Here is a 25,885-nt window from a genome sequence, read left to right as displayed (position 1 = left end):
CTGTGAATGGGTACCTTAAATTTTAACTATTGGTAAGAATTAGATTATAACACATGTCATGTAATGATACATATATGTTCTTTTTTTACTTAAAAAGTTATTTTTAATTTAATTTATGTTAAGTATATTGACATATGTGACAACGTCTTATATAGTTAGTCTCATCAAATAGTAATTCCATATCTTTCACGAATACACCGACGTATTCGTATAGAAGCGGCAATGAGGCCTGTCTTCGCTTATGTAGGGAATGTTTTCTTTTCCTTGAGCGCAGCAGGTCTTTTTATGTTTATTCTGAGGGGAGAGACCGATATGAGTCAAACGAAAAAAATGGTGTTAATCGGCAATGGTATGGCGGGTATGCGAACAATAGAGCATGTGTTGAAGCTATCTACAGATGCATATGAAATAACAGTATTTGGGGCTGAACCTCATCCTAACTATAATCGGATCATGTTATCCTCCGTACTAGCGGGTGGAGCGGATATGCAGGACATCATCATCAATGACTGGGATTGGTATGAAGAGAACAATATTCGGCTATATACGGGAGATGCAGTTAAGAAAATTGATACTGTGAATCGTAGAGTGACCTCTGAGTTGGGTATTGAAGTGGAGTACGACATCTTGATATTAGCTATGGGTTCTAATCCATTCATGCTTCCACTTCCGGGAGCGAATAAAGAGGGAGTCATCGGATTTCGAGATATTAAAGACTGTCAGATTATGATGGAAGCATCCAAGACATATAAGAAGGCAGCGGTTATTGGTGGTGGATTACTTGGTTTAGAGGCAGCTAGGGGACTTCTTCATCTGGGAATGGATGTTAACGTTATTCATATCCATAAATATCTGATGGAGCGTCAACTGGATGAGTCAGCATCGATGATGCTACAAAGAGAGCTAGAACAGCAGGGAATGAAGTTTCTGCTGGAGAAGCAAACCGCTAGCATTGTAGGTAAACAACGTACACAAGGAATAACTTTTGCTGATGGAAGTGAAATTGACGCTGACCTTGTGGTTATGGCAGTTGGGATTAAACCGAACATTGAATTAGCCAAACGTGCAGGTATTGAAGTGAATCGTGGGATTATCGTGAATGATTTCTTGGAGACTAGCATAAAAGGGGTCTATGCAGTAGGTGAGTGTGCTGAGCATCGGGGGATTGCATATGGGCTGGTAGCGCCACTATATGAACAAGGTATGGTCTTAGCGAAGAGGCTGGTAGGAGTCGAGACTGCGGGTTACGCGGGTTCCGTCACCTCGACTAAGTTAAAGGTATCAGGTGTGGATGTTTTCTCCGCAGGCTATTTCAAAGATGAACCGAGCACGCGTTCATTGCGGTATCAAGATGATATAGATGGCGTGTATAAGAAAATTGTCCTTCAAGATGATCGAATGATCGGAGCTGTGCTGTTCGGCGATACATCGGATGGAGCATCCCTGTTCTCCTTAATAAAGAGTGGAGAGTCAATTGCGGGTAGGGAAAAGGAGTTGTTGCTTGGTTTCTCGGCTGGGAAGTCAGGAGTTTCAGTGGCGAGTAGGCTTGAGAATATGGCCAATGATGAAATCATATGCGGCTGTAATGGTGTTTCCAAAGGGGCGATTGTAGAAGCTATCGGTAATGGATGTGCAAGTGTTGGTGAGATCAAGATGTGTACGAAAGCTACGGGCTCTTGTGGAGGGTGTAAACCCCAAGTGGAGACTTTACTACAACTGTATGCAGGTGATGTGCTCGGTGAGCCGGTAAAAGAAGGGATCTGCGGATGCACAAGTCTAGGCAGAGATGAGATTGTTGAGAGTATGAAGGCGATGCACTTAATGAGCGTGAAGGAAGTTATGAATGTGCTTGATTGGCGTGAACCTGAGGGTTGTTCCAAATGCCGTCCTGCATTGAACTACTATCTAGGGATGCTGTGGCCGGCTGAATATACGGATGAGAAGGAATCACGGTTTGCAAACGAACGGTATCATGCGAATATTCAGAAAGATGGCACCTATTCTGTTATTCCACGAATATATGGTGGGGTGACATCGCCAGCTGAACTGAAGAAGATCGCAATGGTGGCTGAGAAATACAATGTTCCTTTAGTGAAGTTCACAGGGGGTCAACGATTGGATCTGTTCGGTGTGAAGAAGGAGGACCTGCCAGGCATTTGGGAAGAGCTTGATATGCCTTCCGGTCATGGATATGGTAAAGCGCTTCGTACAGTGAAGACCTGCGTTGGGTCTACGTTCTGTCGATTCGGTACACAGGATGCAATCGGTATGGGAATTCGCCTAGAGAAGGCCTTTGAGCGAATTAATACGCCGGCTAAAGTGAAGCTTGCTGTTTCTGGATGCCCTCGAAATTGTGCGGAAGCAACCGTTAAAGATCTAGGGGTAGTGGCGATCGATGGGGGTTGGGAAATCTACGTTGGTGGGAATGCCGGGGTTAAGGTTAGGGCATCAGAACTATTGTGTACGGTAAAGACGGAGGATGAAGTGGAAGAGTGGGCAGCGGGTTATCTGCAATATTATCGTGAGAATGCGAACTGGAATGAACGAACAGCGAGCTGGATTGAACGAGTAGGCCTTCCTTCTATTATAGAAGCGCTAGACAATGGTGATGATCGTAGAGCTCTTGTTGATCGAATTGAGGAGACGTTAAGTTATACGAAAGATCCTTGGAAAGAAATTATCCAGAATGATGAACTCCGTAAAAACTTTGAACCTTTGTCTGATATACAGATCGTAAATAGGTAGGGGGAGAACAATGATGGCGAAAATACAGGTGGGAATCATAACAGATATCGATCGAAAGGGATCGCGTACGTTTCAAGTAAATGATACAGAGGTCGCTGTGTTTCGTCTTAGTGATGGAACGGTGAAGGCGGTGGAGAATCGCTGCCCTCATAAGGGTGGTCGGTTGTCAGAGGGTATGGTGTGTGGCTCATCGGTACACTGTCCTCTGCATGATTGGAAGATTGATCTGTCCAGTGGGCAAGTGCATAAACCAGATGATGGATGTATCACAACTTATGAAACCGAAGTAGATGGTACCAGCGGTTCTGTTTATATCAGCATATAGGAGGCGGGGGCGTTAAAGATGGATTATGTGAAGCCGGCAGAAGTGTTGGATACGATGATTGAGACAGGGTCAACGAAGGCGAATTTGAGTAAGCTTCAAATGCTTATTCGAGGGTTCTTGGGCGGGGCTATTCTGGCCTTTGCGACAACGCTAGCCTTTACGGCTACTGCTCAGACATCGCTTGGAATTGTGGGTGCGCTTGTATTTCCAGTAGGTTTCGTAATCATCATCTTGCTTGGATTAGAGCTGGTTACAGGGAGTTTTGCGCTCATTCCGCTGACTGTGCTAGAAGGTAAAACATCTGTACGGCGAATGCTGACCAATTTCGGTTGGGTCATCGCGGGTCATCTGATCGGTTGCGCAGTATATGCAGCATTGTATGGGCTAACGATAACGAAGATGGGTACGGATATGAGCAACCCTATGATTCAGACCTTAATACAATTGAGTGAAACGAAGACGTTAGGTTACAAAAGTATGGGATGGGAAGGTATGGCGCTTGTCACGATCAAGGCTATATTGTGTAATTGGATGGTTACGTTGGGTGTGGTAATGGCGATGACATCTCGCTCTACCTCTGGGAAAATTATAGCGATGTGGCTGCCGATCCTGATCTTCTTTGCTCAAGGATTTGAGCATGCTGTGGTGAACATGTTCGTCATTCCGGCTGGGATGATGTTAGGAGCAGATGTCAGTATGGCCGATTGGTGGATCTGGAATCAGATTCCAGTTCTGATTGGGAACTTCTTTGGTGGCGCAGTATTTACAGGTTTACTTATCTATATGTCGCAGAAGAAAGTGAGTAGCAGACGGCTGGCTACTGCCAGTATTCATGAAGACGACCGTCGTGTAGAGAATAGGGCAATGCTACCTAAAACCATGGAGGAGAGCTTATGAGTATAATGGGGATGGTCAGTATTGTTGGAGCAGGACCGGGGGATCCGGAATTGCTTACGATCAAGGCACTAAAACGGATAGAGACGGCTGATGTTATCCTATATGATCGGCTTGTAAATGAAGAAATACTTCTCCATGCGGGTCCTCGTACACTCCTTGTATATTGTGGTAAGAAGCCAGGCTTTCATGCTATGTCTCAACAAGAGATTAATGCTGCGTTGGTTTCGTACGCATTAGCAGGGCGAAACGTGGTTCGTTTGAAGGGGGGAGACCCCTTCGTCTTTGGACGTGGTGGAGAGGAAGCACTCGAATTGGCTGCATATGGTATTCCGTACGAGATTGTGCCCGGGATTACCTCGGCCATCGGCGCTGCCGCTTCGGCGGGGATACCGTTGACTCATCGTGGATATGCCGCTTCGTTCGCTTGTGTGACCGGAACTAGGTGTCATGGGGAACAATCCAGGGTTAGGTGGGACTTGCTTGCACATAGTGTGGATACGTTAGTCATTTATATGGGAGTCAGTGAGTTAGGATTCATACGTGAACAATTGTTGAAGTTCGGGAAGGACGCGTCTACACCCGTCGCACTCGTTGAGCAAGGTACGACAAAGAAAGAACGTACGTTCACCGGGACGTTGGCAGATATACACAAGCTCGCTGTTGCGGTCCAATTGCAGAATCCTGCTCTTATTATTATCGGTGAAGTTGTGAACATTCAAGAACAACTAGCATCATTAGAGAGACCTCCTGTTGCACAAATAGGGTAGCGAAACCCTGTAGAGGTTGTTCGGAAAGTCATCTTTTGATCACGAAGCATATCAAGAGGCCTAGTCAACTTTTGGAACACGCACCTATAGTGTAATTACTCTCTCTTTATAATGGAGTGAAATATTAGCTCATGGATTGTGTGGAGGATGGATTGTTCAATCCCTTGTCTGTGAGATGCCTCTAATGAAGTAAAGGGACTGTCCTAGAAGGTCAATGTACTGACCATAGGATGAGTCCCTTTAGTTTGCTATATTCCTAGCCGTAGAGGGTCAGGTTTTTTTTCTGCTTCGTATCCACAAGAATAGTGCAACAATGATTCCAAGGCCGATAACTGCATAGGCAATATTAGAATACACATCCATAAACGCTACGACTTTGTCCCAATTGTCCCCAACAGCAGCACCGACCGAGACGAGAATGATATTCCAGATTAAAGTTCCCATCATCGTATAAAGTAGAAATAGTCCGAATTTCATTTTAGCCATGCCTGCAGGGATTGAAATAAGACTGCGAACTAAAGGGATCATCCGGCAAAAGAAAACGGTCCAGTAGCCATAACGCTCGAACCAGCCATCAGCTTTACGGATATCCTCTTTCTTCACACGAAGATACCGTCCCCAACGATCGATGATCTTCTCCAGCCGATCCACATTGATCAGATAACCAACACCATATAATATAACGGCGCCAATAATGGATCCCAGCGTTGCCATCATAATAACGCCTGGAACCGTCAGATTCGTATAGGTCGTCATAAATCCACCGAAGGTTAGAATGACTTCAGATGGAATCGGAGGGAATATATTTTCCAAGGCGATTAACAGGAAAACACCCCAATATCCAAATTGCTCCATGAAACTAGCTATCCAATTTTCCACGTGGTAGATCCTCCAAGTAATGTGATAGTAAGATATAATAGATAGTTTTTACTGTTCTACCTTATTTGCTGCTTCAAGCTAGTATAACCGAAATGATTACGAAGTGAAAATTTACGCTTATCCATTTGTGATACATAGAATCGGGTAACGAATGATCTCTACATTGGTGGTACGCACAGAAATACAATGTTTGCTTTTATTAATTTTCTATGACATAATTAAATGTTAGCTCATACAATGTGTACTGGGCGTTATTGTCATATGACTTCATGGAGGTAAACAATATAGTGGAGCGTTATCCTTTCGAGCATGATCCTTCCAAGCCCTTTATTCCGCAAGTGGGGGATTGGGTGGCAGATGTATTCTATGATTTATTGCCAGCAGCGGGCTTTGAAGTTCGCGATGAACAGATATATATGGCGTTTCAATTGGAACGTGCTTTTGCTGAGAAGAAGGCTATTTTTGCAGAAGCAGGCGTTGGGACCGGGAAGACATTGGTCTATTTACTATATTCTATTTGTTATGCCCGTTACACTCGTAAGCCGGCGATTATTGCCTGTGCGGATGAGTCGCTTATTGAACAGCTGGTGAAGCCAGAAGGTGATATTGCAAAGTTAGCTCAGCACCTTAGTCTAGCCATTGATGCCAGACTAGGTAAATCACCTGATCAATATGTGTGTCTAGTGAAGCTAGATCAAGCTAGATTCTCCGATGAACTAGGGGCGCAGTGGGAAGATTTATATGAGAACTTACCTGATTTTGTTCATACCCCTGAACCCATGCAGAAATTTCATGCCTATGGAGATCGTAAGAACTATCCTCATCTGAATGATGAGCAGTGGCATAAGATTAACTGGGATACTTTTCAGGATTGTTTCACATGTGATCGTCGGCATCGCTGTGGGCAGACACTTTCCAGAGAGTACTATCGACACTCAACAGACTTAATTATATGCTCGCATGATTACTATATGGAGCATGTGTGGACATTCGAAGGAAGAAAGCGCGAGGGACAGTTGCCCCTTCTTCCAGATCATTGTGCTGTTGTATTTGATGAAGGTCATCTACTTGAATCAGCCGCGATGAAGGCGCTTGGATATAAGATGAAGCACGTGGTATTTGAAGAGCTAATCTTACGCTTATTACATGGGACAGTGAGAGAACCGTTGGCTGTACTTATAGATGAAGCAATTGAACAAAGTGAAATCATGTTTGACGTATTGGGTCAACAAAGTGAAAGTATTCCGGGTTCGGATCGAAAGCATATTCATCTCAATGATCAGCTTCTACGAGAAGTTCACCGTTTCCGGAGTATATTAACTGCGATCGAAGAAGAACTGGTATTTGAGAGTGAACTGTATACACTGGATGATTATCAGTTACGGATTGTCGAGGAACATATCGAGATGATGCAGAAGGCGTTAGGGTTGTTTGAGAATTCGGAAGCTCTCATCTGCTGGGCAACGGACAGTGAAGATGGATTGACGTTATCCATTATGCCGAAGACCGTTAAAGAAGTATTGCAAGAACGAGTGTTCAGTACAAAGATGCCGATTATCTTCTCTTCTGCAACGTTATCTGTGGATGGTTCATTCGATTATGTGGCGGATAGTCTTGGGCTGGAGTCCTATCTATCCTTCTCTGTGAATTCACCATATGATTATGAACATCAAATGAAGGCCTTTGCACCGAAATTGGCGAGCGGAGAGATATTTGCCGGGAAAATGGAGATTGCAGGTCAATTGCTGGAACGTACAAATGGGCGAGCTTTAATTTTGTTCCGTACCCATGAGGAGTTACAGCAATTCAAGCAGCAGATTTCTAAGGATAAGCGTCATGCGTCCATGACCTTTTATTACGAAGGAGATCAAGAGATCAGTTATCTTATATCGGCCTTCCAACGGGACGAAGCGAGTGTGCTATGTGCGGTTAGCCTATGGGAAGGGCTTGATGTACCGGGTCCCTCTTTATCCAATGTCATTATATGGTCATTGCCATTTCCTCCTCAAGATCCCGTGTTCATGGCGAAACGGAATGCTTCAGCATCACCTTTTGAAGAAGTCGATCTTCCGCACATGTTGCTACGTTTACGTCAAGGAATCGGTCGCCTCATTCGCTCAAGTAGCGATCAAGGTATTATTGCTATCCTTTGCGAAGAATTACAGCAGAATGCTGCCGTGCGAGAGCATGTTCTGTCGGTGATGCCCGAAGGTGTTGCGCTACAAGAGACGTTATAAGATAGGTAGATGGATGGATGTTGAGTGAAGCTGCGACAGAGCTTGTATCCAACAGTAGCTTGATAATCAATTGATATCTCCAATATAAACAGATAAAAACCTTAATTCATCAAAAATGATGGATTAAGGTTTTTATGTATGTAGGTCGTTATGAATTTGAAGTATAGGAGTAGCTAGTAGTTATCAATAATATAAAGATTCAGAAGAGAAAACAAGAAGCATTACGATGATAAACGTAATAATAATAGCATAGAGTGCAGTGCCCACAATTCCACATACAAGACCAGCTACTGCCAAACCACGTCCTTGTTCATTCTTGTATTTAAGTTCTTTGAGCGAGAGACTGGCGAAGATAATAGCCATGATTCCTATAAGCAAACCAATGTAAGGAAGAATAATGGATAATACGCCAAGTACGAGCGCGGTGATGGATTTGCCGTTTGTTTTCGCAGGTGGCAGAGGTGGTGGATAGTTATTATAGGGCCCAGTTAAATCGTTGGAAAGTTGATTCACAGGATAAATCCTCCTTTTGTGATGGTTATTGTAGGTCTAAGTATACTCAAATATACCTATAATTACCACAGATTACTTATGAAGAGGAATTTACCATGCACAACCGACTAGGGTTGCGTAACCGAACCTAGAAATAACCAAGCCTTACTCTGTGTATCTTCAATGGCGAAAAAGAACGGTCGATTGAGGGTCATATTTACAGGTTCTGGTGGAGCGGAGGAGGAGCCTGCGTCTACGAGTATACTCGTTACTGCAGCAGCCTCTGCTCCTTTTTCATTCACTTCTAGTAATGTTTCATGCATGATCGAACTGATATAAAGTTGACGTTCATTAGACATTCGTGAGAAATCGGCTACTTCGGGTTGGAACGCTAACTTCATCCCTATATTCTGTAACACTGTCTTTAATTGCTGTTTATATTCAATTTGGAAGCGGGGTAGACCGATGTTTACAGTATTCTCATCAAAGGTTTGTTGCCAAGGCGAAGGATCTTTCCAGAGTTCCTGTTGAAGCTCACCCAGTGAGGATTGCTCACTTGGGAGAATAATGAGCATGGACATTCGTCCGTCTCCATAAGGGAGTCTAATGGATTGCCAATCTTCAGTCTCAGCGTACGGAAAGGAGTAGGTTTGCCGCATCATTTGAACTTGTTGGGTAGATCCATCCGTAAGGACGAATGATTCTTCCTGTGTGTTATCTTCGGAGAAGGAATGTTCCCAAGTTCCATTGAAGTAGATCGCATTGATCAGAACTGACTCGGTTAATGGACTTAGGGGGTTAGCAAGAATCTGAGTGATTTTATTATTCGTATGCTGCTTCACCCAATTATTAATTTTATCCATGGTTTTGGTATTGCTTAATTTCAAGGAGTAGATGTCAGCATTATAGCTATCTTTACTAGCACGTAGAAAAGGCTGTTTGAATTCCGTCCCTTCTTTCACCCAGACTGAATTCGCTATATTTAGTTCGATGCCATCATCCGAGTCGGAGAGTAGCTTTCTTAATTGTTCATTATGTTCGTTCAAATCTTCTAAAGTTATATCATCCCAACCTAGCGTCTTTGTCATTTCTGACGCGGTCTCTCCAGCGCTCCCGTTATAGGCGAGTGCTAGAGCAGTAGAAATGCTATAAGGAGAAATCATCACATTCTCACCTGTTCCACTCTCAACAAGTTGACGATGAAGTTGTAAGCCCAATGAATTCTCTGCTTGTATAATTTGAGGATTAATAAGACTCGCAGTATGCTGTCTCTCTTCCGATGACAACGCTGGTGAAGCTTGACTAGTTACTGAACATGCCGGCAATATAAGCGCTAGCAGACAGATAAGAACCCGTAATTTATGCAAAGAAGACAACTCCTTATATTAACACTATATATTGTTAGTTATTAAACGAATTAAACAGAAGGGATGTTGCATGAAACAAGAAATATTAGATTCTTCAATTGAAGGCGTAGCCTAGAAGCATTTGAAGCAGAGGGTATTGAAATGTTTCCAAAGGAAGAGCATAAGGATTGGGTGCTGAATCATGTTCAACCTCATAGGTACTCTGTAAGTCGACCCACGGAAGATAACGCATATCCAGAGTTTATTTCTATTTACGTTTATGAGTCAGAATCAGCACGTAAAGAAGGTCTGGAAGATTTCAATACTCAGAAGGAAAAATATAATATGCAGATACCAAACATTTATGAACAGCAGAATGTGCTTATACTCTATTGGCATCATGAAAATTTAGATCATGCCAATCAGACGAAGTTTGGTGAATCGATAGCAACAGCGCTGCAAAAGTTGTAGATAAAGTGGAGGGCTCAAATGCATAAACAGGGATGGTTGAACGATTAAGAAATTGAGGCTTTTGAACAACCTCTATAAATATAAAAAGCAGCCCTTGGGGCTGCTTTTTATAATTAAATGAAGTACTCAATATACGTATGTGTTACCGTTGAACCTGTTGTACGAGAGTCTCTAAACATAGAGTAATACAGAATCGATGCCCCTACATAGAGTGTTCCTGTGATACTAAACGTGATGGCATATCCCCAATAGTAGCCATAGGAGGTAATAAGATAGGATTGCACAGGTCCCATGAAGGCCCATCCGAGCATAAATGCAGTCTGTGTCATGGAGTTGGCGATCCCTCGATTCGAATCCGATACACGGTTGATCAAGACGGTGGATTGAATTGGATTCGCGGCGTTCATTAGGGCTTGTCTGAATAAAAAGCTAATGGATGCGATAGCCAGTATATTCGTGAATCCAGTTAATAGTAGGAAGGGTAAAGAGAGCATTTGGAAGCATATGATAGCCTTTACCGATCCAATTCGACCTGCGAGTGAGGGGCCGATAAGCATAGATACAATCGTCATAATTTGTCCCAGGGAGATGAGTAGACCCACGGCGCTAAGCGAGACAGAGAAACGATTGGTGAAATACAGATTTAAATAAGGAATAACGAGTCCTGAACCCGTTCCAATGATAAGTTGTACGATGGCGAATTGACCTATAACTTTATATTCAGATTTTAATGGACGGTTGCCAGCTGGGATGGTGTGATTAGTAACTGTGGGTGGAGCTAAGACAGGTTTAGCAACTTTAGCTGGCTCGATCATGAGTAATAGCGGAATAAACGCGGCAAATGTTGCGATTCCTCCGGTAGTGAGTACAATCTGTAAACTTGAAACCCGGCTTACTCCGAGACTTTGAATCAGATCTGCTAGAATACCACCGCCCATACTCCCTATAACCTGTGAAGCTAGCACAAGGGATGAATAATAGCTGATCACCCGTAGACGTTGAGAAACAGGGACACTTTCGGCCAGAAAAGGTATAGCAAGCACTTGAAATATCGAAGTGAATAACCCTGTTAAGACGGCAAAGGTTAGTAAATTGAACTCAGCCACTAGGAAAGAGCGCCCGATGAATGCAAGACCTGTGAATAAAGCACCAATAATTAATAGACGCTTACGACTCGTGCGGTCACCCAGTAGTCCGACAGGAATGAACATGAGCGCCGTAGCTAAGGATTGAATACTGATGATTCTTCCATTCATAGCATTACCATAACCAAGGCCTTGGATAAATAGATTATATAATACGGAGAACATCCCCCCACCTATCTGAAACAAGATATTCGCTAGAAAAAATAATTTGATATTACGAGATAAGTTGTTCCATTCACCTATGATTCGTTGCATAAAACTCATGATATTCCCCCTAAATCTCTAAGAACCAATCTTTCTATAATAGCAGTTTGGGTGGGGGCAGGAAACTATTTTTAATCCTACTATTCCTATATGTTGACAGCAATTCAATGTCAGGGTATTATCATAAATAGAAGCACTAATTGAATAAAAATACATTTATGTGTATAATTATGGTATATTGATGTTTTGAAATTGAATAATGTGGAATAAGGTGCTTCAGTTGAACGAATTGAAGCTTAAAAGGGAAGTTCGGTGTAACACCGACGCGGTCCCGCCACTGTAACAGAGGAGTCACTGCTAGATAGCCACTGATTGTATAATCGGGAAGGTGAGCAGATGATGTTGATTCTGGAGCCAGGAGACCTGCCTTATTTGACACACTGCTTTTACCTACGGGAGATAGGAAGGTGTTAGAGATGGCGGCCAACTTAGGCATGTTCTAAAGGCATCTTTATCCTTTTTGTATAGGGTAAAGATGTCTTTTTGCTATGAAACAATAAATAGATTTGAAATCAGAGGAGGCGCTTTAACGACATGGTAAAGAGTAGCAATCTAGGGTACCCACGTATTGGAGCACACCGTGAATGGAAAAAAACGCTTGAATCTTTCTGGGCAGGTAAGATGAATGAATCCCAATTGATTAGCCAGCTGGAGACCATTCGCTTGGATCATCTGAAGCTTCAGCAAGACAAAGGCATCGAGCTCATTCCTGTGAATGATTTCTCGTTCTACGATCATATATTGGATACTTCAGCAATGTTCGGACTTGTACCTGAACGCTTTTCGTATGACGGGGGTGTCGTTCCGTTCTCCACCTATTATGCTATGGCAAGGGGAGACAAGGGAGCCGCTGCATGTGAGATGACGAAGTGGTTTAATACCAATTACCATTACATCGTACCCGAATTGAATGGGGCAACACCTGCACTTACTAAGAACCAGCCACTACTTGCCTATCGTGAAGCTAAGGAGAAGTTGGGTATCGAAGGTAAACCCGTATTAGTAGGTCTGTATACGTTCTTGAAGCTCGCCAAAGGATATGAAGCAGATCAACTGGATGCGTTAATCGAGCAATTCCTACCTCTGTATACTCAGATTCTACAAGAGCTGGAGCAAGAGGGTGTGCAGTGGATTCAGGTGGATGAGCCGATTCTAGTGACTTCTGTGACACAACAAGATATAGAAAGAGTTCAGCATATTTATGCAGTGTTACATGCTGCTGCTCCTAAGCTTAACATCATGCTACAGACGTATTTTGAAGCTGTTGATCATTATGAAGAGTTGATTTCACTTCCGGTTCAGGGGTTGGGACTTGACCTTGTCCATGGTTTAGAACAGAATTTGCAATCGATTAAGAAGTTCGGATTCCCAGAAGGGAAAACACTTGGCGCGGGTCTGATTGACGGACGTAACATTTGGCGTTCAAGTCTTGAATCTCCGCTCCAATTGCTGAAAGAGTTATCTGAGTTCGTACCTTATGATCGGATTGTGGTACAACCTTCTTGCAGCCTACTGCATGTTCCGGTTAGTACGCAACCAGAGACGGCACTAGATCCTGTGTTAAAAGAGGCTTTAGCTTATGCGGATGAGAAGTTAGATGAGATTGTGCTTCTTGTACAAGCGGCTAGCGGTCAAGAGGGTGCAGATGCGAAGCTAATGAATAGTAGAAACGCAGTCGAAGCGCTTAATGCGTCCCAATCAAGAAATCGTGTTGAAGTTCGACAAGCCGCAGCGAATAGGGGTTCACAACCGTCGACAAGAACGAGTGCCTTCAATAAGCGCCAAGTGAGTCAGCAAGAGAAATGGCAGCTTCCATTCCTACCGACAACGACGATCGGGAGCTTCCCGCAGTCACCAGAGATCAGAAAAGCTCGGCAAAGCTTCCGCAAGGGAGAATGGAGTAACGAGCAATATGAGACATTTATTCAAGAGCAGATTCAGATATGGATTAAAATTCAAGAGGAAATTGGCATAGACGTACTCGTTCATGGTGAATTCGAACGAACCGATATGGTTGAATTTTTCGGCGAGAAACTGAATGGTTTTGCCTTTACTTTGAATGGTTGGGTGCAGTCCTATGGTTCACGTTGTGTGAAACCACCGGTTATCTTCGGGGATGTAGAATTTATGGCTCCGATGACTGTGAAAGAAAGTGTGTATGCACAATCTTTAACCGACAAGCCGGTAAAAGGAATGTTGACGGGTCCATTGACCATATTGAACTGGTCCTTTGTACGTGACGATCTTCCCCGTCATGAAGTGGCCTTCCAGATTGCATTGGCATTAAGGGAGGAAGTTGAGGCGTTAGAAAAGGCTGGAATTGAGATGATTCAAGTCGATGAACCTGCCCTTCGAGAAGGACTGCCCCTGAAAAAAGAGAAGTGGGATAGCTATTTGGAGGATTCCATTCTTGCTTTCCGTCTCTCTACATCTACCGTAAAAGACACAACCCAAATTCATACACATATGTGCTATTGTGAATTCCACGAGATGATTGATGCGATACGTGCACTAGATGCTGATGTTATTTCCATCGAAACATCACGTAGTCATGGTGAACTTATTCATACTTTTGAAGAGTCCACATATGAGCTGGGTATTGGATTAGGGGTATACGATATTCATAGTCCAAGAATTCCAGCGGTAGAGGAAATGGTATCTATGATCGATAGAGCGTTACAGGTATTAGATCCAGCGTTATTCTGGATTAATCCAGATTGTGGGTTGAAGACGCGTGGAATAGAAGAGACGGTAGCCTCTCTGAAACACATGGTCCAAGCGACTGAAATTGCAAGAGAAGCTAGGAAAGTAACGAATTAATAGTATTCGATAGATTTCGTGCAATAAGCAGCGTGGTGTTGAGCTATAAACAAGCAGGCCAAATTTTCCTGATCTAACAGGAGGATTTGGTCTTTTTGAATTGACATAAGAAAAGGATACAATTGCAGGCGCGAGTCATTTGGAAATTCCAAGGTTGGAAATGATTGTGGTGTCTGTTACTATAGGTGTTAATATAGTGCTTCGACATAATTCTATCAAACCCGGGAAATGGACGATCCATCTCCTTCACAAAGGGGCAGGTTAATATGAGAAAAGGGTCGATGAATGGCGTATTAGCTCGAAACACGATGCTTGGAAAAGAACCGATATACCAAATTCGCAGAATATGTTCCTGTAGTGAGCTATCAGTCGTATATATCGCACGTCATGTAGAGACAGGGACTAAGAGTGTGATCAAAGAGTTCTTCCCGCGTGCATTGGCTCGTCGTTCTTCCAACGGTAAGACACTTCAATGCTTGCAAGCATCCGTCTCGCCACAATTTGTGAAGCTAATGGAGGCATTTCAACGAGAAGCTAAGGTATTATGTGATGTACAGCATCCAGGAATCGTCGGTTACGAAGACTATTTCGAAGCCAATGGGACAGCGTATCTAGTGATGGAGTATTGTAGTGGTATAACGTTGGATCAAGTCGTAAGAAAGAATGATAAAGTTATGAATGCTGACTTTCTTCGAACTTCCATGCTCCCATTAATCGGGGCAATGGAGCATATTCATCAACAAGGTTTCGTTCACCGAGATATAAGACCTGCCAATATCATCATTGGGGAAGATGGGCGGAGCAAGTTAATTGATTTCGGGTCTGTGATTCGTTATACAGAATCTGATGCCGAACGATCTATCTTTACTACAGCTGGCTATTCACCATTGGAATTGTACTCAGAAAAGTCTATACAGACACCTGCTGCGGATATTTATAGTTTAGCGGCAACCCTATACTTCTGCTGCATTGGAGCAGCGCCTACGGCGGTGCCGACACGGTTGTTTGAGGATAAACTGGATTCGGTGCGCCTCTTAAACAGAGATGTTTCCCCCCTGTTGTCACGTGTCATTCATTGGGGGCTTTCGCTTTCCAGCCATAAGAGATGTGGCTCCCTTCGCTGGTTTAGGCTGGCATTACGTGCAGAATACATATTACAGAAAAAGAGTGTGGTCCGGCTAATAGGTCGTAAACCCACAGCCGTACCACACTCCCTTCCTGCAGAGCGAGAACTCCAACACTCAAAGTAAAGCCGAGTGTGGGGTCTTGTTCCACATATAAGTGTTAGTAACGGGTTTAACCGTTTTATAGCGAAACTCAATCGGGCCTTCCCATCTTCAAAGGTGATATCTAATTTATCATTGAAGTGGAAGGCTTTTTTATTGTTTCTAGGAAGCCAAAGAATGCTCTTATCATGTTAATAGTTTTCGTTAATTCTATAATGGGAAAAATAAGACTAGATTATTTATCAATAAAAGTTATTATATAACAATATAGTAGTGATCTAACAAAGGAGGATTGGGTGCCCAATATGATGAGTTACACCTTAGAAAGAGAAGAATTATTTTATTTATGCGTGCTTTCAGGTGCAAATGTGCTGTTCGGTATTGAAGATCCCTCCATACGTTTAAGTCAGAAGGAGATAAGAACCAAGTGGTCAGAAGTCTCTACACAGCTAGTAGGTAAGAGAATATTATCTATTGGAGAGAACCAAGAGCCATATATAGACCAGGCCTATGCTAGGTTAGTAACGACGCTGTCTTTTCCAGATCGTGTGTTTATTAGTTTAAAAGAAGACAATGAACAGGTTGATGTTGAATTTATTCACATGAAGAACGATGTCTGCACTCAGTTAAAAGGTGAGGAACATTATGAAATACAGGTAACCGGTAATCGAGAAGATTGTCTATCGCTCCTGTACGAAGAATTCATCCTCAGAGACTGTGAAAGAGAAGTTCAATTGACCATTCCCTCGGTATGGATGGATGATGTCCTCGCACTAGCAGAATCAGGGAAATTGCGAGATGCAGTTAAATTACTAGAGCACTATGGACTCAATGATGAAGAGGGAGAACATCTGCTGAGAGCTCTCTTCATTCAGGGAGACACAAGGGTGTTGGCGGGTTACGGCATCCATGAGGAGTCCCCATCGGAAACCTTATTTACATGTGTAGCAACAGAGAAAGGGACTTGGGTTATGTGCATGAAGCGAGGCAGTGAATGTGTAACACTATTTAGACGACATCCACCTATCGCGCTTGAGTATATTATGAACTTCTAAGAAAGAAATGATGGATACTAGCTTTCAAAGGAAAGGAGTTCATGATGAAGCAGAAGGTAGATACCAAACAGATAACGGAACTAGCTGGTGGGATGAGGCGTCTAGATCTCGTGATCGAGGATGCTGGGATGATTAGAATGAATGAGATTTCTAAACTAGTGAGTGATACTAGAGATGAATACTACTCTGAACGATCCGTACAGTCCGCTGTAGAGGATGTAGACCGGTTAATAAGAGAGATACAAGCCTTATCCCGATCGTTGCATGAGCAACTAGATCAGAAACAGAAGACGCTAGATTGGGTAGCTAATGAGTATGTGATTCGAGAAATGGAAGCGAAAAAGATGCTTGAAGTTATGATTCCCTTACCATGGAATGTAACTTCGCCATTCTCTGGTTCAACAAGCGAGGGTAATAGTAAGTCATGGACAGACCCAAGGCAATTGTTTTTCTCGTTTGCTCCACCTAATTTCTTTTTACCGATTACAGTGAAGCCTCTTTCTAGTAACTTATCTTTAAATCCAAGTGAATATAGTGATGATACCAAGCAACTCCAGCAGCGTCTTAAGGAATTGGGCTATACCATTGAAGTCGATGGTTATTTTAATGAACAGACCCTAGAGGCAGTGAACACCTATAAGGATAGATATAAGCTTGGGAATGAAGGAAAAGATAAAGGGATTGTAGGAGAACAGACATGGCGCTACTTGTTTGGTACACTTAGTGGCGAACTCGGCCTGGATTCAACACAAACTTCAGAGCAGGTAAGAATGGCTCAGATTCGGTTAAGTGAACTAGGCTTCGATGTAGAGGCCACAGGTTATTTAGATGAGACAACGATTAGAGCTGTTAATGGATTCAAGGAAATTAATGAACTGGATAACAGTGGAAGATGGGAAGGGGTAATTGGACCGCAGACGTGGAAGGCGCTATTTAATATACAGACACCCCCACCTCCTGTAGTAGATCCACATCAGGCAGTCCTCAAAGCAGTGGATCCATATCAATCGGTGTCATTAGAAGACATTCTGAATCGAGACGATCCTGAGGTACAAGAACGACTAAAAAATACATACTGGGCCACACTTTCAGAAGAAGAGCAGGATAAGCGTTATGAAGAAATTAAGGAGGATATAGATCGGGAGGACAAAGCGTATGCGGATAAAATGCGCAGGCTAAAAAGTGGGATAGGGAACCAATTCATAGCGAACCTGTTTGAAGGTGGATCCAATGCTTTCGTGAATGCGATTAATACGAGCACAGCAGGAATAGCAGAAATTATTGTAGAAAGTATAATGGGACCCCAACCCGCTCATTATAATGATCCGCTGGATAATGAATATGGCAAAGGACTTGGGGAAATTGTTGGTCAAGTGATAGGATTCGCCCTACCTTTTAAATATCTCAAAGGAATACCCTCTCTTAAAATATTAGATAAACTCACGGCAACCATGGTAGCTTCTGTGACAGCCGAGACGATCTTCAGCACAGTGACGCAAGTATCAGATGCGATCACGGATTTCAAAAAAGATGGGGATCAGAGTCTGGTAACGCGAGGGGTAACGATAGCTGAGAATGCAGCCTTAGCGGCTGCAGGGGATTTACTGCTTACCTATGTAGGTAGAGGAGTTGTCAGTGCGATTCAACGGATAACGGGGAAGAATCTCTCGGAGTTGTTGAAGGGTCCAAATAAGGTGGATGATATTGTTGAGGGGGCAGAACCCAAACCATTGGATGTGCCGGCACCGGTGGATCCTCTGAAGGGGACGGGTAATCTTGTCAGCAAATATCTGGATGATATAGTTGATGCGGCAGGTAATATCAATCATACTAAGATGAATAACCTTAAAAATGCTATTCAAAATAATACATTCAATGCAGACGAGCTTTCTCAAATTAGCAAAAAGATGACTGATTTGCGTATTACATCGGAGTTCCATGAAGTATTACTAAAAATTGATTTTGGTAAGTATCTCAAAGGACGAATAGGTGACCCACCTGTAAATATGTTGAATCCACATGCGCATCATACTCTATTCAAAAAAGGTCTAGGTGAGGCTCAACAAAAGCTTGTTCAAGAAGGTCAAGAGATATTAAGAAAGTATAATATTGACCCTATAATTGGTGTAGAAAATTTAGTTTGGGCACCAAATAGAATTAGTGGGCAGCATAGTATTGAAGCTTTAGAAAACGTTGTAAATCAATTGAAAGCAGTTGATGCGGCAGGTGGGGACTTAGATGATTTTGTTGAAATACTAGCAGACCTGGGAAAACTAGCTGCTTCAAGAAGATAAAAATTTAAGGAGAAATTAAAATGGATAAAACTCAGATTGCAAAAGACATTAGAAGCGCCATAAAAAGCGTCAAACTGGATACATTAAGAAATTTACTTGAGAAAAACCCAGAAATGTTAGAATGGATGACACCCTTTGGTACATGGTTACATGTTGCAGCAGCTCATGGGTATTTAGAAATAGTAGAATATCTTATAAATGCTGGGATCAATATTAATGCACAAGGTGGAACCTTTTCTACAAATGCCCTTGAAAGAGCGGCTGCAAAAGGACATTTGGATATTACAGAATATTTCATTAACCATAATATTGAGATTGATATCAGTGAACCAGATAGAAATCCTTTATTTGCTGCAATATATGGTGGTCATTTTGAGATTGTTAAGTTGTTAGTTGAGAAAAATATAGATATATCTATAAAATACTCTGGTGAAAACATGAACGATATGGATGCTTATGCATTCGCTATTGAAAGAGGAGAAACAGAGATTGCTGAATATATAAAACAAAAAATGGATGAAAAAGAATAGAGTTTATACATTTTATTCTTTAATATTTCTAATAGTCTGTCAAATATTTTGTGAAAAACCTTCACAACACTAATAACAAGTTTGTACATCCAATTAAGACCCATGCAAAACGCCACGATGCGAGCAGTAGCCCGTGTTGTGGTTTTTTACCATATACTCTTAGTTTAGTGGCGACAGCAACTAGAGAAAGTGTTAATCAGGCAAGCTTTATGGTGATAGTTGGTAAAAAGGCTATCATCTTTTTATTCCCCAATGTAGCTTTACTACTTAGGGGACGGGTGAAGGTGAATTATCTGATAGCATGTTAGGGAAGAATGATGCTGATCCGTTTAGGGATATTTATGGTCCTGGACGTCTCTCCCACCCCGAAGAATGGGATGATATTATTGAGCAGGCGCAGGAGGCAGGTGTAGAGGTAAGAATCCTAGATCGTGATATTATGGCATATGCACCAAAAGGAAATATTCCAGGGCAATTAAATATATATGAAAATGCTTCAATAAGTGCCCTAAGACATGAGTATCAGCATTTTCTAGACGATATGGCAAAAGGCTACCCCAAATTGGATGTTACTTATGAGTTCAAAAATAGAATTATTATGGAACTCAGAGCATACATGGTTGAAATAAAAGAGGCTGACAGAATCGGTAACAAGGCTCTTGCTGAACAACTGTGGAACAACTGTAGAGCCGAAAGGCAATATCTAATAGATAACTTCGGTCCTATAAGTGAATAATGGGAGGCGATAAAGAGTGAAACCTTTGAGTTTATCGAAGGAAATAAGAGAAAGTAAATTAAACGATCTTGAAATTATCAAGTGTTTAGATATTCATCATAATCAGGTTTTAGTCAGTGCTATAAGTCAGATTGTCAGCAGGAAACTGTGTAACGAAGAGATTATTTCTAAACTTGCTTACATAAGTAAATTTAGAGATCCGAATGTAAATAAACTCTTTGGAATTGACACCATAGGGCATTACAGTATAGCGGCACTTTTGGCTATTGATATTCCTGAATCGAAAAGAAAATATGAGGAATTAGTGGCTGATCTTGATGATTGGGATAAAGAAATTGTGGAAAGAATTGCAGAAGGCATGAGTTAATTAATAACAGTGGTGGGCTATCCAGTGTCGATTGAAGCCATTATTCAATCAATAACATATATAACCCATGTAATACCCGTTTAAAGTTTATTTGATTCGCTTGTACGTACAGTGATGCTCGAAAAGTATAATCTAAATAACGCTAAATCGTTACATGTAACAGGTCAATTATGGTCAGATACCACCATGATTGATCTGTTTTCATTATCTTCGCTTTCTCTAGACTATTGGTAAAAGTGAAAGTATCAGATGCGATCACGGATTTCAAAAAAGATGGGGATCAGAGTCTAGTAACGCGAGGGGTAACGATAGCTGAGAATGCAGCCTTAGCGGCTGGAGGAGATTTACTGCTTACCTATGTAGGTAGAGGAGTTATTAGCGCGATTCAACGGATAACGGGGAAGAATCTCTCGGAGTTGTTGAAGGGTCCGAATAAGGTGGATGATGTTGTTGAGGGGGCGGCAGAACCCAAACCATTAGATGTGCCGGCACCAGTGGATCCTCCTAGCACTGTTAATATTGATAATGGAGTGTTGATTGAACATTTAGTTGATGGGCATGGCATTGGCAGGGGAAGTAAACCAAGTGTAAAAGGTGCACATAATTTGGATAGCTTCAATAAAACAATAGATGAAGAGGCAAGCAAGTATGGCTTGACTCGTTCGGATTTTATTATTGGCGATCCGAAACCACATCCCCAAATAGAAGGGATATATGAGGTGAATTATCGTATACCTTCATTGGAAACAGATTATGTGAACGGCGGACTGAAACTTAAATTAAATTCTGAGCCGTGAGTTCATCTAATACTTTAAGAGAGGGTATTCCCTTGAGATATTTAAAATGAATTCTTTATTCAACCAGTAACACGCTCGCTTAACCCCTGGAACCAAGCTCGTAATAGCCCTCAACAGTAGGCCTCTGAGAATCTACAAATTCATTAATATATAACCTCGTCATCTCACGTTTTCTAGCAGGTCAATGCTAGAACGATTGAAGGCTATCGTGTGAATGCTACGCATGCGGATATTTCACCATATGACGTACCGGCATTTGTCATCAGAAAGTTCAGCAAGAAAAAGATTACACCTGGGATGATGATCAAGAACGAATCATTCTCAGTGAATATGTTCAGATTATTATCACTTATACCTAAGTCGGACTTATCTTGGATCACGGTTGGACCTACAGGGAGTGGTAAGACAACGCTGAACGAAATCTTAGTTAAGGAAATCAATCCATTATCTAGAATCATAACGATCGAGAATCCATCTGAAATGAGATTGCTTCAGAGAGAGGGAAACAGTGAACATGGAAGGATCGTCAATGACGTGCTGCAGTATGAATCTGTCTCGGAAGATGATGATGCTAGTCCAGCAACCATGGAGAATCTCCTAATCAATGCGATGAGACAGTCTCCACATTGGATCGGACCAGGAGAGCTCAGAACACCTGGGGAATTCGCAACGGCACTACGAGCTGCTCAGACCGGGCATTACTTCTTCACAACGCTACATGCGGAGGGGGATAGAGAGGCCATCTATCGATTCCTAACCGCCTATCTAATGGCGTCGAATGAGCCTGCAGAACTGGCACTTAGGAACATATGCAGTGCAGTCAAGTTTGTTATATTCCAAGAAAAGTTAGCGGATGGAACAAGAAAAGTTACCTCCATATCGGAGGTGATGGGTTCAGAAGGCTTAGAGCCGATAGTTAATCCGATCTACAAGTTTATCTGTGACGACGTATCTGAAGAGGAAGGCTCAAACAAGGTGCTCAAGATCATTGGGAGACACCAACGTGTAGGGAAGTTATCGGATAGAACGCAGCAGTCCATGCTGAAGGCAGGTATCAAAAAGAGTAGGTTTGAATTTCTGACTAGAGAGCCCGAAGAAGATGAAATAGAGGGGTATGGATTTGATGAATACGACATTAATAATTAGCCTTCTATTGGGTGTGACCTCCTTTATCTTGTTCAATTCAGTATTCCAAGTCCGATTCTTTCAAGGGACCGCTAAGTTCTTCCTAGATATGTTAGATACGTTAGCAGAGCACTTAGGAAGATATAACACCAAGAGATACATAGAACGAATCAATAAGGAACGAATTGTAAAGAGGAAGGAGAATATCTTCTCTAAGTACAATCAACTGGTTGAGGGGCTGATCCTCGATTTCAATATGCCATTGACACTGGAAAGCTTCAATTCCCTTCTATGCATCTGTTTCGCGATTATGGTATTGATCATCATATTCTTTATGCAGAATGTCACGTTATCTGTGGTCTTGACAATCGCATTCTTTATAGGGCTGCTCACGTACTTCGTCATGCAGTCCAAGGCCATTAAGGCCGAGAAGCTCGAGAATATTATGGATGCTGAAGATCTGATTTGTCCATTAGCTCGAGAAGGTGTATTGGTGGCGATTAAGAAGGTGATGGAGAGTGATGAATATATAAGATCTAGCATTCGTCCCTACTTCCAGCAATTCATAGATAATTGCGAGAATAACGGATATTCCTTCAGACAAGCGATTACGTTACTCAATAAACAATTGGGACCGAAATTTGATAACTTCACGAAGAAGGCCATTGTGTTCGAGTATAACGAGCGAAAAGGGATGGCTGATATCTTCCTAGACATTGTCGACGAGAATGCTGTACTCAGGGAAATTAATGCTCGGAAAGATCGCATATTTAGGAGAATGAATAGGGATTTTCTATTGAAGACGGCTATTATTCTATTGTTCTTTATCTATGCGTTGTCCGTGCCTGACTTTAGACAGTTTATGTTGTTCAATAACGTTGGCAAAATGATCAATACACTCATGGTCAGCGTCATTTGTCTAAGCTTTGCTCGTTGTCAAGCGTTACAAGGAAACTTGGGTGTGGGGAGTGGAGCGAAGCGATGATTCTTGCTAAGCTGTGTGCCCTTGCGTCGGTAATCTATCTTGTGATGGTCCTGTTGTATCCGATTATCAAGCCGATCAACAATAGACAGAAGAAACGCACCCGTCGGTATCTAAAGGAAAGAAAAAATATTGAATCCAAGCAGAAGTTCAGACTAATGAAGAAAGAGTTTGCCAAAAAATATGTTTCACACTTTGTGGGAAGTGCGGAGAGGTTAAGATATCAAAAAATGATAGACAGATTAGATCTTAACATTCGACCGGAGGAGATTCGCGCTGATCAGATCATCTATCTCACAGGGGCGATATTGATCACGCTGGTGATGATGAGTGCTCATATATTGCTTGGATGTGCATCGGCAATATTCATTATATTAGGATGGCTCTACCCTGTCATGGAAATAGAGAAGAAGATTGATAAGAAGAATAAGAATATCTCGCTTGATTTTCCTGCCTTCTATAGCATGATCTATTACCAATATGCGAAATCAGTCAACATCTACCTTGCCGATGTGATTAAGGATTATTTGCCCAATGCCAATCCTGATATGGCGGAAGAACTGGGGGTAATGTTGGATAATATTGATTATGGCGAGGATTATGCCTTAAAGCAGTTTAAGAAGCGGGTCCCATTACATTACATTATTAAGTTCTGCGATATATTGGAGACTCGATTGAAGGGGTATGATAATACTTCCCAAATGGTCTATCTGAAGAATGAGGTAGACGAATTCAGAATCAGAGCGTTGGAGGATGAACTCAGGCAACGTGAACGGAGCAATTCTAGAGTACAGCTGATATTAATTGCAGTGCTCATGATATATATAGCAATCTATTACTTATTTACAATTCTAGACTCGCTCAAAATGTTTCAATAGAAAAGAGGAGGAATCTTTGTATGAAAAAGAAAAACACAGGAGCATCGTTTTGGAAGGATGAGTCAGGGGATGTCAGCATTAAGGGAATCGCCATAACCGTTGCGATTCTTGTTATTGTTGGTCTTGCTTTGGTATTTGTCAAAGACAAGTTAGATATATGGTTAGAACTTATATGGAATAAATTTATGACTATGATTGATGGTATGATTACCTAATTTTATGGCGGTGATATAAATGAAAGGTATGGCCAAATCCATTCTAATTACAATGCTAGCAACCATCTGTATTATGTTGTTTACACAAATGATTTTCTTCTTCACGTGGTATTCAACACTTGTCATCGAGACCTTCAATATCTCTCAAATGGCGGCAAGCGACAATTATGTCTTACAATCAGATTACGATAATGCACTTAAAACACTGCAAGAACGCCCGATCTACAGAGAGAAGCCGGGTGATGTTGTTATTATTGTAAACAATAGTAGTGGTGAATCCGCTATAGGTAACGACGATGTTAGTACCTATGAGTTATATGATGATGATGATAAGCCCTATAGACAACGTGGAAACCCATTGGACATAAAGGTGAGTGCGGTATACCCACTCACCATAACCCTCTGGGGTCGTAAATATGAGTATGAAGGGGGAGTCCCTGCGTCCTTCTCATTGACGACTATTGGTCTGAAACACTATAAAGATTTGATTTATTAATCCAATTAAATAGGACTGAGAACTTGTGAGAAATATAGCGTTAGGTTTATTAGTAGTCGTCCTATTATCCATCATAATTGAACCGCTCGTTGAGGTGTTAAATGTGTGCCGAGAGAAGATCATTCTCGGCTCAGCACTTACGAATGCCTCACGTGCAGCGAAGGATCAGAGTATCATCTATGAATCTCATAGAGACCTGGATGCAAAGATTGATGAGGACCGTTTTGTTGATTATTTCGCAGAAGCATTTGAGAGTGCTATACAGGTCGAACTTACATCGAGAATTGACAATACACTGAAATTCAACTCAACTGACGGGAAATATAACAGCTTCACAGTCACTCTGGAATTTAAAGAAGAGTTCATCGAATCCGAGAGAGACGATGGTTCTAAGGTGGAACAGATCATTAGCGAAGTAAAGGTGAAGGCAGAATCAACATACAAGTTCAAGACGAAGTACTTGAGGATAGCTGAGAGTGTGGGTGGAGATGTAGATTATCAATTAACAGGAGAACGTATTCTGAAGTTATCTGTTAAGAACTGAGTGAAAGGGTGCTTCTTCATGGATTATGTAATGGTCACATTTCAGGCAGGAGATAACATGAATAAGGATCTGAAGGTTCCGACATTTGTAACGGTGGGAGAACTACTTCACATATTGTCAGAGGGATTAAGCCTGACCATTAGTCAAGACCGCAGAATTCAAGCTGAACCGATCGGACGAATTCTAGACAATAGCTTAACACTGACGGAGGAAGGGGTGCTGCACGGAGCGCTGCTAACTCTCATATGAGGA

At 42.1% G+C, this 25,885-nt stretch carries 25 protein-coding genes and 1 riboswitch; of the genes, 21 read left to right on the top strand and 4 right to left on the bottom strand.

Annotated features, from left to right (window positions below; all coding sequences use genetic code 11):
- Positions 1 to 312: 312 nt before the first annotated feature.
- The 4 genes from nirB to cobA are packed head-to-tail and all read left to right on the top strand — an operon-like array spanning position 313 to position 4,734.
- Complete coding sequence (gene nirB, locus J2T13_RS07150; RefSeq protein WP_429369720.1) at positions 313 to 2,745, top strand: nitrite reductase large subunit NirB; 2,433 nt, start codon at positions 313 to 315, stop codon at positions 2,743 to 2,745.
- A 13-nt stretch (positions 2,746 to 2,758) separates the two neighbouring features.
- A complete protein-coding gene (gene nirD, locus J2T13_RS07145; RefSeq protein ID WP_429369819.1) occupies positions 2,759 to 3,070 on the top strand; it encodes a nitrite reductase small subunit NirD in 312 nt (103 codons plus the stop codon).
- Positions 3,071 to 3,088: 18 nt separating this feature from the next.
- Complete coding sequence (locus J2T13_RS07140; protein WP_429369718.1) at positions 3,089 to 3,967, top strand: formate/nitrite transporter family protein; 879 nt, start codon at positions 3,089 to 3,091, stop codon at positions 3,965 to 3,967.
- Between the two features lie 2 nt (positions 3,968 to 3,969).
- On the top strand, positions 3,970 to 4,734 hold the full coding sequence (gene cobA / locus J2T13_RS07135) for a uroporphyrinogen-III C-methyltransferase (RefSeq protein ID WP_429369817.1): 765 nt from the start codon (positions 3,970 to 3,972) through the stop codon (positions 4,732 to 4,734).
- Positions 4,735 to 5,004: 270 nt separating this feature from the next.
- Here the strand turns inward: cobA and J2T13_RS07130 are convergent, their stop codons facing one another.
- Positions 5,005 to 5,613, bottom strand: coding sequence for a DedA family protein (locus tag J2T13_RS07130; protein ID WP_429369717.1), 609 nt, complete (start codon positions 5,611 to 5,613; stop codon positions 5,005 to 5,007).
- Positions 5,614 to 5,900: 287 nt separating this feature from the next.
- Between J2T13_RS07130 and J2T13_RS07125 the strand changes: the two genes are divergently transcribed.
- On the top strand, positions 5,901 to 7,850 hold the full coding sequence (locus J2T13_RS07125; RefSeq protein ID WP_429369715.1) for an ATP-dependent DNA helicase: 1,950 nt from the start codon (positions 5,901 to 5,903) through the stop codon (positions 7,848 to 7,850).
- A 183-nt stretch (positions 7,851 to 8,033) separates the two neighbouring features.
- Here J2T13_RS07125 and J2T13_RS07120 read toward each other — a convergent pair whose 3' ends face one another.
- Positions 8,034 to 8,363: a DUF4190 domain-containing protein gene (locus J2T13_RS07120; RefSeq protein WP_429369713.1), complete on the bottom strand. Its 330-nt coding sequence runs from the start codon at positions 8,361 to 8,363 to the stop codon at positions 8,034 to 8,036.
- A gap of 107 nt (positions 8,364 to 8,470) precedes the next feature.
- Entirely contained in the window at positions 8,471 to 9,709 is a 1,239-nt protein-coding gene (locus tag J2T13_RS07115) for a serpin family protein (RefSeq protein ID WP_429369711.1), read from the bottom strand.
- Between the two features lie 141 nt (positions 9,710 to 9,850).
- On the opposite strand from J2T13_RS07115, the gene J2T13_RS07110 reads away from it, so the two are divergent.
- Positions 9,851 to 10,159 (top strand): hypothetical protein, encoded by a 309-nt coding sequence (locus tag J2T13_RS07110; RefSeq protein ID WP_429369709.1) that lies wholly within the window; start codon positions 9,851 to 9,853, stop codon positions 10,157 to 10,159.
- A 113-nt stretch (positions 10,160 to 10,272) separates the two neighbouring features.
- Here the strand turns inward: J2T13_RS07110 and J2T13_RS07105 are convergent, their stop codons facing one another.
- Positions 10,273 to 11,568, bottom strand: a complete 1,296-nt coding sequence (locus J2T13_RS07105) for an MFS transporter (RefSeq protein WP_429369707.1) — start codon at positions 11,566 to 11,568, stop codon at positions 10,273 to 10,275.
- A 192-nt stretch (positions 11,569 to 11,760) separates the two neighbouring features.
- Positions 11,761 to 11,953: riboswitch (cobalamin riboswitch) on the top strand.
- Between the two features lie 149 nt (positions 11,954 to 12,102).
- On the opposite strand from J2T13_RS07105, the gene metE reads away from it, so the two are divergent.
- The 15 genes from metE to J2T13_RS07030 all read left to right on the top strand — a co-directional run bounded on the left by metE (position 12,103) and on the right by J2T13_RS07030 (position 25,882).
- Positions 12,103 to 14,388 carry a 5-methyltetrahydropteroyltriglutamate--homocysteine S-methyltransferase gene (gene metE / locus J2T13_RS07100; protein WP_429369706.1) on the top strand — a complete coding sequence of 762 codons (2,286 nt, stop codon included), beginning with the start codon at positions 12,103 to 12,105 and terminating at the stop codon, positions 14,386 to 14,388.
- A 266-nt stretch (positions 14,389 to 14,654) separates the two neighbouring features.
- Positions 14,655 to 15,638, top strand: a complete 984-nt coding sequence (locus J2T13_RS07095) for a serine/threonine protein kinase (RefSeq protein WP_429369704.1) — start codon at positions 14,655 to 14,657, stop codon at positions 15,636 to 15,638.
- 272 nt (positions 15,639 to 15,910) lie between these two features.
- Positions 15,911 to 16,669, top strand: a complete 759-nt coding sequence (locus J2T13_RS07090) for a hypothetical protein (RefSeq protein WP_429369703.1) — start codon at positions 15,911 to 15,913, stop codon at positions 16,667 to 16,669.
- A 41-nt stretch (positions 16,670 to 16,710) separates the two neighbouring features.
- Entirely contained in the window at positions 16,711 to 18,963 is a 2,253-nt protein-coding gene (locus tag J2T13_RS07085) for a peptidoglycan-binding domain-containing protein (protein WP_429369701.1), read from the top strand.
- Positions 18,964 to 18,983: 20 nt separating this feature from the next.
- Positions 18,984 to 19,493, top strand: a complete 510-nt coding sequence (locus J2T13_RS07080) for an ankyrin repeat domain-containing protein (protein ID WP_429369699.1) — start codon at positions 18,984 to 18,986, stop codon at positions 19,491 to 19,493.
- A 301-nt stretch (positions 19,494 to 19,794) separates the two neighbouring features.
- Positions 19,795 to 20,229 (top strand): hypothetical protein, encoded by a 435-nt coding sequence (locus J2T13_RS07075; protein WP_429369697.1) that lies wholly within the window; start codon positions 19,795 to 19,797, stop codon positions 20,227 to 20,229.
- A gap of 16 nt (positions 20,230 to 20,245) precedes the next feature.
- Positions 20,246 to 20,596, top strand: coding sequence for a hypothetical protein (locus J2T13_RS07070; RefSeq protein WP_429369695.1), 351 nt, complete (start codon positions 20,246 to 20,248; stop codon positions 20,594 to 20,596).
- A 236-nt stretch (positions 20,597 to 20,832) separates the two neighbouring features.
- Complete coding sequence (locus J2T13_RS07065; RefSeq protein WP_429369693.1) at positions 20,833 to 21,393, top strand: hypothetical protein; 561 nt, start codon at positions 20,833 to 20,835, stop codon at positions 21,391 to 21,393.
- Positions 21,394 to 21,603: 210 nt separating this feature from the next.
- Positions 21,604 to 22,539, top strand: coding sequence for an ATPase, T2SS/T4P/T4SS family (locus J2T13_RS07060; RefSeq protein ID WP_429369691.1), 936 nt, complete (start codon positions 21,604 to 21,606; stop codon positions 22,537 to 22,539).
- Positions 22,517 to 23,503 carry a hypothetical protein gene (locus J2T13_RS07055; RefSeq protein WP_429369689.1) on the top strand — a complete coding sequence of 329 codons (987 nt, stop codon included), beginning with the start codon at positions 22,517 to 22,519 and terminating at the stop codon, positions 23,501 to 23,503. The genes J2T13_RS07060 and J2T13_RS07055 overlap by 23 nt, the downstream gene beginning before the upstream one ends.
- Positions 23,500 to 24,378, top strand: a complete 879-nt coding sequence (locus J2T13_RS07050; RefSeq protein WP_429369687.1) for a hypothetical protein — start codon at positions 23,500 to 23,502, stop codon at positions 24,376 to 24,378. The genes J2T13_RS07055 and J2T13_RS07050 overlap by 4 nt, the downstream gene beginning before the upstream one ends.
- Positions 24,379 to 24,398: 20 nt before the next feature.
- On the top strand, positions 24,399 to 24,593 hold the full coding sequence (locus J2T13_RS07045; RefSeq protein WP_429369685.1) for a hypothetical protein: 195 nt from the start codon (positions 24,399 to 24,401) through the stop codon (positions 24,591 to 24,593).
- 19 nt (positions 24,594 to 24,612) lie between these two features.
- Positions 24,613 to 25,089, top strand: a complete 477-nt coding sequence (locus J2T13_RS07040) for a hypothetical protein (protein WP_429369683.1) — start codon at positions 24,613 to 24,615, stop codon at positions 25,087 to 25,089.
- Positions 25,090 to 25,114: 25 nt separating this feature from the next.
- Positions 25,115 to 25,633, top strand: coding sequence for a hypothetical protein (locus J2T13_RS07035; RefSeq protein WP_429369681.1), 519 nt, complete (start codon positions 25,115 to 25,117; stop codon positions 25,631 to 25,633).
- Between the two features lie 18 nt (positions 25,634 to 25,651).
- Positions 25,652 to 25,882 (top strand): EsaB/YukD family protein, encoded by a 231-nt coding sequence (locus J2T13_RS07030; RefSeq protein WP_429369679.1) that lies wholly within the window; start codon positions 25,652 to 25,654, stop codon positions 25,880 to 25,882.
- Positions 25,883 to 25,885: the final 3 nt, after the last annotated feature.

It is taken from the genome of Paenibacillus sp. DS2015 (genome assembly GCF_050433705.1).
GTDB lineage: Bacteria > Bacillota > Bacilli > Paenibacillales > Paenibacillaceae > Paenibacillus_AQ.
Note: the sequence above shows the minus strand (reverse complement) of the source record. Positions and strands in the feature narration are given on the sequence as shown.